General features: G+C 34.8%; 13 protein-coding genes and 5 pseudogenes. 6 read left to right on the top strand and 12 right to left on the bottom strand.

Going from position 1 to position 11,707, the window contains the following annotated elements; all coding sequences use genetic code 11:
* Positions 1–11 precede the first annotated feature (11 nt).
* Positions 12–122 (bottom strand): annotated as a pseudogene (locus FTU45_RS14135) (IS3 family transposase); the annotation flags it as partial.
* A 199-nt stretch (positions 123–321) separates the two neighbouring features.
* Here FTU45_RS14135 and FTU45_RS14130 point away from each other — a divergent pair.
* From FTU45_RS14130 to FTU45_RS15365, 3 genes and pseudogenes are all read left to right on the top strand, one after another.
* Positions 322–696, top strand: coding sequence for a hypothetical protein (locus FTU45_RS14130; protein ID WP_218949449.1), 375 nt, complete (start codon positions 322–324; stop codon positions 694–696).
* Positions 697–701: 5 nt separating this feature from the next.
* Entirely contained in the window at positions 702–1,031 is a 330-nt protein-coding gene (locus FTU45_RS14125) for a hypothetical protein (protein ID WP_180064803.1), read from the top strand.
* 105 nt (positions 1,032–1,136) lie between these two features.
* Positions 1,137–1,321 (top strand): annotated as a pseudogene (locus tag FTU45_RS15365) (hydrolase or metal-binding protein); the annotation flags it as partial.
* Between the two features lie 230 nt (positions 1,322–1,551).
* Here the strand turns inward: FTU45_RS15365 and FTU45_RS14120 are convergent.
* From FTU45_RS14120 to FTU45_RS14095, 6 genes are all read right to left on the bottom strand, one after another.
* Positions 1,552–1,905: a hypothetical protein gene (locus FTU45_RS14120; RefSeq protein WP_180076605.1), complete on the bottom strand. Its 354-nt coding sequence runs from the start codon at positions 1,903–1,905 to the stop codon at positions 1,552–1,554.
* Positions 1,906–1,976: 71 nt separating this feature from the next.
* On the bottom strand, positions 1,977–2,348 hold the full coding sequence (locus tag FTU45_RS14115; protein ID WP_180064791.1) for a hypothetical protein: 372 nt from the start codon (positions 2,346–2,348) through the stop codon (positions 1,977–1,979).
* 224 nt (positions 2,349–2,572) lie between these two features.
* Positions 2,573–2,920 (bottom strand): hypothetical protein, encoded by a 348-nt coding sequence (locus tag FTU45_RS14110; RefSeq protein ID WP_180064790.1) that lies wholly within the window; start codon positions 2,918–2,920, stop codon positions 2,573–2,575.
* Positions 2,921–3,168: 248 nt separating this feature from the next.
* Positions 3,169–4,440, bottom strand: a complete 1,272-nt coding sequence (locus FTU45_RS14105; protein WP_257224064.1) for an SGNH/GDSL hydrolase family protein — start codon at positions 4,438–4,440, stop codon at positions 3,169–3,171.
* A 25-nt stretch (positions 4,441–4,465) separates the two neighbouring features.
* A complete protein-coding gene (locus FTU45_RS14100) occupies positions 4,466–5,545 on the bottom strand; it encodes a DUF459 domain-containing protein (protein ID WP_180076604.1) in 1,080 nt (359 codons plus the stop codon).
* Positions 5,532–6,899, bottom strand: coding sequence for an MBOAT family protein (locus FTU45_RS14095; protein WP_306670486.1), 1,368 nt, complete (start codon positions 6,897–6,899; stop codon positions 5,532–5,534). Before FTU45_RS14095 ends, FTU45_RS14100 begins: the two co-directional genes overlap by 14 nt.
* A 432-nt stretch (positions 6,900–7,331) precedes the next feature.
* Here FTU45_RS14095 and FTU45_RS14090 point away from each other — a divergent pair, with 432 nt between their 5' ends.
* Complete coding sequence (locus FTU45_RS14090) at positions 7,332–7,835, top strand: hypothetical protein (protein WP_180076602.1); 504 nt, start codon at positions 7,332–7,334, stop codon at positions 7,833–7,835.
* Positions 7,836–7,962: 127 nt separating this feature from the next.
* Here the strand turns inward: FTU45_RS14090 and FTU45_RS14085 are convergent, their stop codons facing one another.
* The 3 genes and pseudogenes from FTU45_RS14085 to FTU45_RS14075 form a co-directional block, all read right to left on the bottom strand.
* Positions 7,963–8,427, bottom strand: a complete 465-nt coding sequence (locus FTU45_RS14085) for a hypothetical protein (protein WP_180076601.1) — start codon at positions 8,425–8,427, stop codon at positions 7,963–7,965.
* Between the two features lie 208 nt (positions 8,428–8,635).
* On the bottom strand, positions 8,636–8,809 hold the full coding sequence (gene tnpB, locus FTU45_RS14080) for an IS66 family insertion sequence element accessory protein TnpB (RefSeq protein WP_180076600.1): 174 nt from the start codon (positions 8,807–8,809) through the stop codon (positions 8,636–8,638).
* A 49-nt stretch (positions 8,810–8,858) separates the two neighbouring features.
* Positions 8,859–9,200 (bottom strand): annotated as a pseudogene (locus FTU45_RS14075) (integrase core domain-containing protein); the annotation flags it as partial.
* Between the two features lie 205 nt (positions 9,201–9,405).
* On the opposite strand from FTU45_RS14075, the gene FTU45_RS14070 reads away from it, so the two are divergent.
* Positions 9,406–9,990 carry a recombinase family protein gene (locus FTU45_RS14070; RefSeq protein WP_180076599.1) on the top strand — a complete coding sequence of 195 codons (585 nt, stop codon included), beginning with the start codon at positions 9,406–9,408 and terminating at the stop codon, positions 9,988–9,990.
* 258 nt (positions 9,991–10,248) lie between these two features.
* A complete protein-coding gene (locus tag FTU45_RS14065) occupies positions 10,249–11,091 on the top strand; it encodes a hypothetical protein (protein WP_180076598.1) in 843 nt (280 codons plus the stop codon).
* Here FTU45_RS14065 and FTU45_RS14060 read toward each other — a convergent pair.
* Positions 11,084–11,413: pseudogene (locus FTU45_RS14060) on the bottom strand (integrase core domain-containing protein); the annotation flags it as partial. The gene FTU45_RS14065 and the pseudogene FTU45_RS14060 sit on opposite strands and share 8 nt — an antisense overlap.
* A gap of 184 nt (positions 11,414–11,597) precedes the next feature.
* Positions 11,598–11,707, bottom strand: a pseudogene (locus FTU45_RS14055) (IS5/IS1182 family transposase); the annotation flags it as partial.

The raw sequence follows: 11,707 nt of genomic DNA, 5'->3' as shown, positions 1-11,707 counted from the left end.
TATACTGCTCAGGGAGCAATAGCGGTGATCGCAGCCCAATTCGATGGATAATCTTTCTCGGATTCAATCAATAATTGAACCGCTCTTTCTCTGATTTCAGGGGTATATTTTACTTTTTTCATCGGGAAATTCTCTCAGAAAGCTTGGTCTTCGACAAACCCGGTACGGTTCATTTTTTATTCTTATATTCTATTCTTTTTAGGAAAGAATTTTTGTTGTTATAAACTAATTTGTATAAAATTTAATAGAATTTTAACTTATAAACTATTAATCTACTAACCACAAAAAGATTTTTAATTTAAATGCATAAAGGGGAAAACCTTGAATTTTTTTTCTAAAAAACCATTATTACTAACTTCAGCTTTTTTTTGTGGCTTTTTATTAATATCCCCAATCGCATCAGCAGCTGGAAAAACAGCAAAATGTCAAATTGATGAAAATGGTAAAACTATTTACAAAGGCAAATGTACATTCACTCCACAAGGTAATGGTTCTTTTTATTTATCTGGTACTAGCTTATCAAAAAGTATTGGTCTTGAAGGATTAATGGTTTGGATGGAGGAAAAAAATGTCGCTGTTGTACAGGGACCTAAGTTCCGAGGTGGGGCTGAAACTTGGGGGCAAGCAGTACGTTCTACAACGCAAAAAGCTTGTTGGGTCGGTGAAGGTAACAGCTTTAAAGTATGTGCATGGTGAAAATTATGAGAAATTTTTTAACTGTTGCTATTTTATTTAGTGTGTCAACGTTAACGTTTGCGGAAACCTGTACTATTACCAATAAGAAATTAGGTAAGACAGATGTCGTTAAATGTGTTTCGTATCAAAATGATGATTATGGTTCAATATCTCTTCATGGATTAAATGATAAAAAGATTTTAAAAGATGTTCAGTCTTTTGAAATAAATGTGGATGACAATTTTAAAAAAACTCTTCGTTTGATTAAACCAAGTGATGATTTTGTGGAGCTAGGTAAAATCAAAGAAGAGAAGGGGTGTTATAACACCCCTTCTTATCGCATCTGTTTAAAATGATTCATAAGGGAGGCTTAGGCCTCCTTTCTTAGTCTTCCTGACTTTGGACTGCTCCTATTATTCTAAATATGAGATGGTAATCCCCCTAAAAAATAATAAATCTATAAGCCATATAGGCGTTTGTATGTGAATTTGGATAACTCGGATGAATTTGGCACATTCATTTTTATGTTATCGGCAGTGTAAAAATGACCCCCTAACAGCATTCGGGCTTTGGCAGTTTGATTGAGCTATTGCCATGCTGCTTCTCGAATGGTCTACTTTTATATCTACCGTTACAACTAACATTGTGAGCTAAGAGTACAACCCAGAGCTATCGTCAGCCTGTGTATTACGTGGATTGAATATAGATCCATGCTCATGGATTAAGTCCCCACTTGTTTTTAAGTGAGAACCAAATTAAGGCTTATAGGATAGCTTGGTAAGATGAGTTCACCGGATGCTTACTTTCTAAGTAAGTGCAATAATTATATTTTTATATGTTTGTTAATATATGATAAATTTTATTTATTAGTTCCTTTTACATACATTCTTTTGGATTGATTTTGCTGTATGTTGTCTTGCCATTTTTAGCAGTAATATAAACATCACAGCCTTTATAGATACGAGGAATGTCTGGATCACCGTATAGCAGTGTAACTTTGTAAACAACTAAATTATCTTTAAATACTATATCTTCCAAGCTATCATATCCAACAATTGAGTAGGTTTCATCATCTACAGGATCATAATAGGTCTGGTAAATTTCAAATACAGTATCTATAGATGAATCTGTCGCTGCTGCAAATGTTGCTTCCATTGCTTCTTGCTGAGCATCTGCCAATACAACAGGTGTAATCATTATCAAGCAAAGTGATAGTAATAGTTTCTTCATTCGAACTTCCATAGACTATAAATAGAAAAATGATTTATATAAACATAATGTACTGTTTTATAAAATATTAATTAAAATTCATTAATTTTGCACCATCTGAAGTCAATGGAGTCTGGATAGTCAATATCTCCAGTTGGATAGTCATAATTTAGACTTGTTTTACAGTCAATCGTTTGTGTCTCTGGATCATCTATATCTTTTAATCGTAAAGTAATGAAGTAGTTATGAGATGGCCCCTCATCTAAATTATATTTAAAATCATGATAATTAATTACTCTATGACGATATTGCTTACCATCATCAGCTTCTACCCAAAATATATGTCCTTTAATAGTAGACTGAATTGCTTTCTTTCCCACATTTATTGTTTGAGGTGAGTCTGAGTTGTTAGCATAAGCTAATGTTGAAGAAAGTAATAATAAGCTTATTAATGTCTTTTTCATTCTATAAGTTGCTGTATTGTTTGTGATAATTCAGTATAACATTCTGTTGTTGAGCCGTTAAATGCTATCTTTGGCTTATAGTGAAATTCTTGCATTTCAGTTTTGAATGCTACTTCCAGATCATAGACTACTTCTGCTGTTCCAGGTAGTTCAAGCAGGATCTCCTGCTTGTATCTTAAGAGAAGATTCTACTTTTAGATCCTTTTATTTTTAGGGGGGATTACCTAACATCTAATAAAAGAAGTTGTATAAGACTCAGTTTTTCCATTTTCTGAAATATATTCATCAATTGAATATAATTTATTGTTGATTAAAACATAATGAACTTTTTCTCGTTCTCTATGAATATTGCCCCCTTCTTCATCATGAAATGTATACCTGAATCCTGAGCCATGTAATTCATTAGTAGGACTTTGCAGAAAATGAGTGATATTTATATGTGAATAACCTTCATAACGCTCATCTTTAATTTGGTTAACTTCACTATTTTTTATACTTAAAACCCTAAAATCATCACCATTCACCATGCCACGACAAGCGGCTTTATTAATTCCCCATTTACCAATAAACATGATATTGACCTTTGAAGCATATGCTGAGTTAAAAAATACTATTGGTAGGAGGATAGCTAAAAAAAATTTCATAAAAAAACGCTTATTTCGATTGGATAGAAACTAGCTAACTAATGATCTAAGATCATAACTTAGCTATCCCATATTGTTGAATAAATACTGATTTTAAAATTGCACTACTTTGTGATGATTGATTGACTAGCCACTAAAATTCTAGACACGCATAACCATCTATGAACTGCCACTTGTTAAAAATTTATACTTTTGCACTCTTTAGTTCCTTCCAAGCAAATACTCGCATATCCCATATTTGTTGAAGGTTTATACTGCTGTGAAGATTTCGCTACATTAACTTCTGTATTCGTAGGAGTGTTATAACTTTGTTGTAATCCTACAAAAGACAGCAGATCCTCTGCCAATGCTTGTCCTAATTTTTGATAACCTGCCTCTGAAAAATGAACCCCATCTTTTCGACCTAAACCTTGATTAATCCAAGATTTCATCGAACATTCCCCCCCCATGGCTTGTTGCCAATTCCAATACAAAGTATGCTTTTGCTGTGCAACTTGGTACTGCACATTTTGAATCGCAGTTAATTTAATTGGTCTTATCCCACATTGACCCGCGATATTTTTTAAGCTTTCTGGTGCTGAAACAATCATAATGGCAGTATCAGGACTCGCTACACGGATCTGATCAACTTTCGAAATTAATAAATTTTTATACTTATCGACATCAATATTGTCGTTAAATGCTTCGTTTGTTCCATAAGCAATAATAATCAATTCAGGCGAGATGCTCTTTAAATTTTGCTGCCACCCCTCGTTCCAGCGATTCCAATATGATAATTCTGCTCCATTAATTCCTAATGCTGAAACAACAGCCCCCCCACCATTTTGATTTTTTGCCCACCATCCCCCAATTGCTGATTGTTCTGCATTTGAAGCAGTGATGGTAAATGGTAGTTGTGCCACAAACTCGACTGTTTGCCAGGTATTGTTTTTGATTGGGGCTTCAATCTCAAATTGATGACCTTGTGCATCTCGGCCCAAAAACTTACCATCCGTTGCAGCCTGCCTTAAATTTACTGTGATTTTTTGCGAAAGTTCACTTTGTTTTGATTTAATGGTTAAGGTTGCTCCATTAAACTTAGGGGTAGCGATTAAGCCCCCCAACGTATAATTATGATCTCGTTGCTGACGGCTAGAGATTGGTTGCCAACCATTGTTATCATACCCATAACGGACTAAACGCTGCCCAGAAAAATACATAGGCATTCCCCAACCCATTCCCCCATTCCCTAGTTTATTTTGTAATTTTGTTCTTAAGGTACCGGTCATTACATCAGCTGCTGTATGGGAATCACCAAATTGAACAATATGAACAGATTTATTTTTAAAAGCAGTCATTAATTGGTCAGTATTAGGATCATTAAAATTTGTCAAATTACTAGCATAAACCGGCGATCCGATCATTAAAATGCCGAATACACCTAAATAAACCGACTTTTTAATCAACATAGACTTAACCTGTATTTTATTTAGTTTAATGAATAACTTTTAGATGGCTTGAAATAACTTGTGCAATTAGTTTCTGACCTTCTATGGAAAAATGAATTCCATCAGCACTACGCATTTTAATAGAGCCTCCATTTTTAGTAAGATATTCATTGTAAATATCATTTTTTCCACCAAGCAATGGCCTAGAATCAATAAAAAATGCCTGATGCTTTTTCACTTCATCACTAATGACTTGATTTAAATATACCATCTGCTGATTCAACGAATCTTTTTTCATATTTGGTGGACTCAACCACATCACACTAATTCGATTTTCTCTAGCTGTTTGAATGATTTGAGAAATGCGAGAACGATAGACAGTCTCCCATTCAGGCGATTGAAATTTAAGGTAACTTCCACCTTTAGGGTTTGGCATATCCCAAGGATCGTTCGCTCCTAAGAACACGACTAAAACTTTAATTTGCTTATTTGTAGAAATAGTATCTTGAATTGTTGTAGGCCAATCGAAGAAGCTTGGGTAAGATAAGCCGGTACTTTGTTTACTCAAATTAATGGTTTTAATATCAAATTTTTCTTGCAAATGCTTTTGCACATGCGGTGCAACTCCCTGCATTAATGAGTCACCTGCAAAGAAAACTTGGTCAGTTTTGGTCAAGGTAAATTGGTCAAGTAAAGCTTGATGCACCCTTGCTTGTTCTTCTTTCGCTAATCGAATCTTTTCTTGTTTTTCAAGGTCAAGTAAGTACTTGCGATATTCTGGTGTATAAGCATAATGCTCATTGTATCGACTTATGATGTCTGTATTCAATTGACCAACAATGACTTTATTCAAGCCATGTTTCGTATATAAAAGATTACCAATCTGCCCACCGAATGTCCATACTTCAAATTTATCTAACTTAGTTAAAGGACTTTCTCTATGGTAAGTCTGCTGAAAATAGGCATTGACTGAATTTTGCATAATCCAAATTGATAAAAATGCAAAAAAAACCAGGGTAACCAGAATAAAAATATAACTCTGAACATGATCATCAGCTGGACTAAATTCCTGAGCATTAATTTCATATTCAAGCTCTAGCAGTTTTGACTCATTAGAAATTTGCATATATAAATCCAGGAATTCCAGAAGGTGCACAAATGATAATAGTGATGAAAATAGCGAAGAGCGGTACTAGCAATGCATATCTTGGGATCTTTCGTTGATATGAACTTAAATTACTTAATGCCCGATAAACAAATGGGTAAATCACCCAGGCTATCGTTAATAAAGTAAGTAAATATAATGGGTTACTAGTCCATTGGACATTAATATGATTACTCAATAAGGCTCTAAATACTTGCAATGCCTCTTCGAAGGTTTTGGCTCTAAAGAAAACAAAGCAAAAACTAACAAAGGTGATTGTGAAAAATACGCTAGTGGTTTTCCCTATCCAGCTTGATTTTGCAAAAGCATCACGTGCATGTTTTATGTCTACTTTAAAGACCTTTTGATAGATTTTATCTGAGGTATTAAGCAGTACTAATGCTAAGCCGTGTAACAATCCCCAGATAAAAAAATTCCATCCTGATCCATGCCAGATACCTGATAACACCATTGCAATCACTAGATTTAATTGGGTTAGTGTAAAACCACCCCGGCTCCCCCCTAGCGGGATATAAATATGGTCTCGTATCCAGGTAGACAAACTTATATGCCATTTATCCCAAAAATCACGGATGTTGTGGGCAAGTAACGGAGCTCTAAAGTTTACAGGTAATCTAAAACCCAACAGCAGGCCAAAAGCGATCATCATTTCACTGTAGCCGGAGAAATCGAGAAATAGCTGCAAGGTATAACCATAAATCGCAGCCAATATTTCCAAACTATGATATTGCATTGGATTAGCGAATACAGGATTCACCCATTGATCCGCAAGCCAACCTGCGATCCACCATTTTTTTATTAACGCTAAAACTAGAAGTATTAAAGCCAAGCTCGGTAATAAAATTTTACGGGGCTGATTCGTCGTTATCTGTGTACTCATTCCACAAGACTGGCCACTAATATCGGTCAACCCCTTTGCATTCTGAGCACGAGCGATAGGGCCGGCTGTTATAGTTACAAAGAATGAAAAATGCATTAAAAGTTGAATTAAATTAAATCTAGGACAATCTATTTCATTCCTATAACGACTAACCAAATAACTAATCGCTTGGAATGAGTAATAGGAAATACCTAAAGGTAAAATTAAATTTGCTGCCAATCCTGAATTATCTAAATTAAGTTTATCTAAAGATTCAGAAACTATCGGTTTAAAAAAATCGTAATATTTAAAGATACTTAGCTGAATTAATGTTATTACAATTCCAGAAATTAATAATTTTTTCTTAAGTAAAATATATCGATCCATTAATATGGATATTAAATAAACTATCAAACTAAAAATAAATAAAATAGTGATAGCTAGCCCACCAGCCATCAAAAAAACCAGCAAATAACTTGTAATAACGAGAATCAGATTCTGAATCTGAGGCTTATTCCTAAATACCCAATAAATACCAAAAAATAGAATGAACGACAATGCGAATTCTATAGATAAAAAAGAAAACATTTTTTTATTCAGTTACATAAAATCACCTAAATATAACATAATTTTTCAGAAATAATTTAGAAAAACCCCAATTGAGTCTAAAATCACATTATGTAATAAAAGTTAAAATAAAATTTTGGCATCCTCAAAGTACCTTTTACCTAATTCCAAAAAATTCGGCTCACCTTATATGGTTTATTTCAATATTTCTACTTCAGCTCAAATAGAAATTAGTTTATTCATTTTTGGATTATTAACTTGAATAAGGGATGTTTTTTAAATAAAATTAATTATAATCAATAGTTTAAACTAGAGAATTTCATGCAAATAAATATTTTAAAAACTTCTGCTTTAGCCCTTACCATCACTGCTTTGACAGCATGTTCTAAACCTAATGAAAAAACTATTGAATCTGAGCCCGTTTCTAATACGGTTCCTGAAATTGTAGAAATTCCTGTTTCTGAGTCTATTTCTGAAAAATCAAAGAATGAAGAAGCGGCTAATCAAGCTTTAAGTGAATACAAAAAAGATAAGGAAGATAGAAAATATAAAAAATATGCAGATGCAATTATCTATGCAATTGATGAGAATCAAAGTTTAGATTATGAAATAAATAGTGCTGCCGAAGTAGATAGCCTTTTTCAAGTCACTGAAATTGAAGACTTGAAGTTTATTAAAGGAACAAGTAATTCGGCAACCTATAAAGTAAAAGTCGGAGTAATTAGAGGTGGACATATCACATCTTCTTGTACTGTAATTGCTACATATGATGACTCGGCAGGTCTGATTGATTGGGAAATCCCATCGGAATGTCATGATTTTTAATGTTGTAATTGGAGATTAGTATATCAACTAATCTCCATTATGCTTAAAAGAAATTTCTTTTCTCAACTAAGTTAATTTTATCAAAGATTCTTAGTAAGAATTCGAAATTGAGGGAAGCTTAGATATATTAACATGTACCATTTTTCACAATAGATATTAGTTCTTTTTTATAACTGCCTGGCTCATAAACGTCAGCAATTTTACATCCTTGATTATCACATTTCACATCAAAATCAACATGAAAACTTTCTCCGAAATTTTTAGCCTGTGCGCGCACACGTCCACTCGGTAGTATCGAGTACTTTATTTTATTAGCACGAACATCATTATCATTGCCTGGAATAAGCACTTGACGCACCCATTCACACATATCTCCTTCATGACGATCTGCAATAGCATCTCGCTTCTGAATTAGTAAGCGCAATTCTTTGGATCCATGCAACTTTAATACATCAATCCCCATCAAGTCTTCATTTAACTGATCTTCATATACTTTTTTAACAAAATTTATTTTTCCCTGCTGAGAGGGATTAGCATAAACTGTACCCGAAGATAAAATGCATAATGCACTTAGAATAATTATTAATTTCATATTTCAGTAAAGTATTTGATATTTAAAAATAAATATTAATATTTATTAATCTTAAACACAAGAAAAATTGCATAGCTGCCAGGGCAAACCCCGGATAAGTGCCTGCAACTATTCCGGGCTGAGGGCTACGCTTTTACCCTGGTGAATCTGAGTCCAGTGAAATTTGCCCTGTCCTAGCCGCCGGGCATAGAGCCGGATGCCTAGTCCATCATGCACCAGTCACCAGTACTTTCATACGATGGCCACGTTTATTACAGAACAGATAAGCGCAATGCGGTTTGATCGAGCCAAAGGCTTTCATGATCTGCGCCTTGGTCGTATCCATACCCGCACGCATGTCCATCGGCTGGGTAGAGAGCCAGATTTCATCGATACGGATCATTTGATCAAACTGAACCGTACCGGGTTTGTCGGAGACTTTTTTATTTAAGTTAGGCCACCTGACCTAACGGATTAATCTTATCATAGTACATTGCTTCAAACTCAAAAGGCGATACATAACCCAGTGCACTGTGTACACGCTTTTTGTTGAACCAATCTACCCAATTTAATGTCGCAAGTTGTACATCCGCTAAACCTTGCCAATCTGCTTTTAGATATTCAATCACTTCTGTTTTGTATAAGCCATTCACCGTTTCAGCCAAAGCATTATCGTATGAATCACCTGTCGTACCGACTGATGCTCGTAAATTTGCTGCTTCTAAACGATTGGTATAGCGAATAGAAAGATATTGAACACCTCTATCTGAATGATGAATCACATTCTTAGGCATACTGAACCATACTGGGTTTATCGGAGACAAGTTTTTAATATCTAAATTTATGTAACTATAGATTATACCCTAAAGTGACAATCTGAAGGTTCGTAAAACTATGTACCATTTAAATGATTTTTAATCATAAGTAACATGTAACTTTGGTATTAAAGATTTATAATTTACGAAATTGTTCATTTTTATCTAATTGGGGCATGAAAGAGTGAAAGGTCAAAAAGTAGGGTATGTCCGGGTCAGTTCAGTCGAGCAAAATACTGGACGTCAACTTGAGGGAATTGAAGTCGACCGGATTTTTGTTGACCGAGCTTCGGGTAAAAATACCGACCGACCGAAATTTCAAGAAATGTTGAACTATGTCCGGGAAGGGGACAGGGTGATTGTACATTCCATGGATCGTTTTGCACGCAGTCTAAAAGATTTAGTCACTGAAGTAGATAAACTGGTTAAAAGAGGGATCGCCATCCAGTTTGTAAAAGAAAATATTACATTCACGGCTCAATCCACTCCGATGGATAATTTGATGCTGCAACTGATGGGTGCTTTTGCACAATTTGAACGTGAAATCATTCTGGAACGGCAGAAAGAGGGAATTAAGATTGCAGCGGCTCAAGGGAAATATAAAGGTCGAGTCCATAAATTAAATCATGAGCAGGCTGAAGCTTTACGACAAGCATGGAAAGAGGGAAAATATCCCTCTAAAGTTGATTTGGCAAAAGCTTTTAGTATCAGCCGACAGGCTGTTTATCGATATTTGAAAAATGAAAATGCAATTATGGAAATAAATTAAAAATTCTCAATGAGTCCCTGATCCTAAGTGGAGATTGTCTCAATTAGTGCCAAGCCAATTCAAAACGATGATGACTTAAAATCAGCACTTATCCGACCAGCAACTAGTTACAGATTTTACCTAGACAAGTGTAATCTGTTCATGCACATAAGCATTATTATGTTTTGAAGAGTGCTAAGGAGTTATCAGAAAGTTTAGATACGTAATTTGTTGCGAACAATGTATCCTTTACCCAATGCATTGATAACACTCTCTTTCATGAAGAAATTAGCGATCACTATGTTGGTTTTAACTGCTTTAACACCTGCATTTGCTGCTCCAACAAAAAGTAGTCCATCTGCACTCTATCCAATGGACAGTTTCAACCCAAATAAATTTACAGCATCTAGCAGTACAGAATTTGTGAAGAAGTACTCTTCGGAAGCAGATGTATTTTTAAAAAAAGGTGAGTTCGAAACTACAGCAGAATATGAGGCACGATTAGCAAAGGGAATAAAAATTAAATCATTGGGCTCAGACAAAATTTATGCTTTCCAATTAGATTCGATTAGTACTACATACAATCCTGGTAAAACTAGATATGAGATCAAACTTCAAAGCTCTCGATATACAGGTAATCTATTTGGCGATAGTGGTCGTATCATTACGAGTTTTGCTTTAGATGAAAGAGATATACCTACTCCTCAGAATACTCTTCGTGTTGGAAAAACAACTAGAACTTCTGGTCAGTATAAAGTAAGTAAGGACTTTTATATTGAATCCTCAACCAGTTTTACCAATGTATACGATGCTAATGCATTAACTTTTCCTGCAGAAATTGATAATGCTAAAAAGAACGCTAGCTGCAAAAAACAGGTGTATGTGTTTGCAAAACTCAATGGGGAAACCTATAAAAACAGACCTTATGATGCTCCAATGGACATGTTTGTTCGAAATTACACTATTCCGATGGACATAGTCGCTATGGTATTGAAATGTTCGACAGGCACTGTGTTATCAGTTTATGAGACTCTTGGAAATAAACCTTCTGAAAGTGACACACAGCAGTCTGATGGAAATCCCCCACACCGTAATGATATGAGAGATGTAATGGTCAAGTAAATTCGGACAGCTCACTAGGTAGATTATCGATATTTTGCTCGAACTGATTGGGCGTCTGATAGTTCAGCGTTGAATGTAATCTGACTTGATTATAAAACACCGTAATATAATGACTGACATCCCGTATTGCCTCTTGATGATTGGCATAGTATTGCTGCCAAACTCGCTCCATCTTCAAGTTTAGAAAAAATCTTTCCATGACCGCATTGTCGTAACACAGACCCTTATGGCTCATGCTGCATCGAATTTGATGTCGATTCAGTAAGTGCTGGTACTAATTAGAGCAATATTGACTACCTTGGTCAGTGTGCATAATTAGCCCCACTGGTGAACATGACGTCTAAAGTTGAAGAAAGCTGTGAATAGTATTCTGTTCCTGATCCAATAAGTACTGCTAATTTATTGGGATACGTTATTATTCCTCCTTACCTAATCTTCAATAGCTCATTTGGAAATAGAAGAAAAGTTAGAGAGTTATTATTAACCCAATAGATCTCTTGCGAAAGTTAATTTAAGAGCATCCAATTCACCATTCCAGCAATTAAATTCATTCTTAGACCAAAGCGTTTCCGTCTATTTCTATAGCGTTCTGTTAATATCCGAAAATGTTTAAGTT

Origin of the sequence: Acinetobacter sp. YH12106 (genome assembly GCF_013418995.1) — a bacterium.
GTDB lineage: Bacteria > Pseudomonadota > Gammaproteobacteria > Pseudomonadales > Moraxellaceae > Acinetobacter > Acinetobacter pseudolwoffii.
The sequence above is the reverse complement of the archived record's forward strand: the minus strand, read 5'-3'. Positions and strand labels throughout refer to the sequence as shown.

Excerpts from the sequence above, each read along its gene's own strand:
- FTU45_RS14110 (WP_180064790.1), bottom strand. The coding sequence starts at position 2,920 with ATGTTTATTGGTAAATGGGGAATTAATAAAGCCGCTTGTCGTGGCATG.
- FTU45_RS14090 (WP_180076602.1), top strand. The coding sequence starts at position 7,332 with ATGCAAATAAATATTTTAAAAACTTCTGCTTTAGCCCTTACCATCACT.
- FTU45_RS14120 (WP_180076605.1), bottom strand. The coding sequence starts at position 1,905 with ATGAAGAAACTATTACTATCACTTTGCTTGATAATGATTACACCTGTT.
- FTU45_RS14115 (WP_180064791.1), bottom strand. The coding sequence starts at position 2,348 with ATGAAAAAGACATTAATAAGCTTATTATTACTTTCTTCAACATTAGCT.
- FTU45_RS14105 (WP_257224064.1), bottom strand. The coding sequence starts at position 4,440 with ATGTTGATTAAAAAGTCGGTTTATTTAGGTGTATTCGGCATTTTAATG.
- FTU45_RS14095 (WP_306670486.1), bottom strand. The coding sequence starts at position 6,899 with ATGGCTGGTGGGCTAGCTATCACTATTTTATTTATTTTTAGTTTGATA.
- FTU45_RS14125 (WP_180064803.1), top strand. The coding sequence starts at position 702 with ATGAGAAATTTTTTAACTGTTGCTATTTTATTTAGTGTGTCAACGTTA.
- FTU45_RS14085 (WP_180076601.1), bottom strand. The coding sequence starts at position 8,427 with ATGAAATTAATAATTATTCTAAGTGCATTATGCATTTTATCTTCGGGT.
- FTU45_RS14100 (WP_180076604.1), bottom strand. The coding sequence starts at position 5,545 with ATGCAAATTTCTAATGAGTCAAAACTGCTAGAGCTTGAATATGAAATT.
- FTU45_RS14065 (WP_180076598.1), top strand. The coding sequence starts at position 10,249 with ATGAAGAAATTAGCGATCACTATGTTGGTTTTAACTGCTTTAACACCT.
- tnpB (WP_180076600.1), bottom strand. The coding sequence starts at position 8,809 with ATGATCCGTATCGATGAAATCTGGCTCTCTACCCAGCCGATGGACATG.